The organism is Bradyrhizobium sp. WYCCWR15520 (assembly GCF_056174665.1).
Window position 1 is genome coordinate 1 of record NZ_JBWBWM010000159.1, and the last position, 763, is coordinate 763.

Below are 763 nucleotides of genomic sequence, written 5' to 3' on the forward strand. Positions count from 1 at the left end.
CTAGGTGGTGTGGACTCTAAGGATTCCCTTTTAGGAGCAAATCAGATTCAAGGCTGCTTTTTGGGAGGCAGTCTTGGGTGTGATGGACCGGTTGGTTTTAAGCGACGCGGCGTGGGAGCGGATGGCGCCGCTGATCATAGGTCGGCCTGACCAGAAGGGTTCGACCGGACGTGACAACCGGATGTTCGTGGAAGGTGTGCTGTGGATCGTGCGGACGGGCTCTCCCTGGCGTGATCTTCCGGAGGCGTTCGGGGATTGGAACAGCGTGTTTCGGCGTTTCAGTCGATGGAGCATCAAGGGTGTTTGGTGGCGGATCTTCGAGGCGATGTCCGATGATCCGGACTTCGAGTATCTGATCGTCGATTCCACCATCGTCCGGGCGCATCAGCACGCCGCTGGGGCGAAAAAAGGGGGTCTGAAGATCAAGCGCTCGGCCGCTCGCGCGGGGGCCTGAGTACCAAGATACATATGGCCGTTCGCGGCTTGGGATGTCCGGTGCGGTTCACGCTTACCGCAGGTCAGAAGGGCGATGCCCCACAAGCCGCCGCATTGATCGAGGGATTACCCGCCGAGGTCGTCATGGCCGATACCGCCTATGACGCCGATCACCTGCGCCAGGCCATCGCCGCCAAGGGGGCGCTTGCCGTCATCCCCAACAACCCGTCACGGGCGCTCAAATATCCGCTCGACAAGCATCTCTATGCCCAGCGCCATCTCGTCGAATGCTGCTTCTCGAAACTCAAGCAGTTTCGCCGCGTCGCAA

The 763-nt window shown here is 60.3% G+C and carries 1 pseudogene; it reads left to right on the forward strand.

The features are described 5' to 3' along the window. Positions 1-121: 121 nt before the first annotated feature. Positions 122-763, forward strand: a pseudogene (locus AC0QUY_RS42630) (IS5 family transposase); the annotation flags it as partial.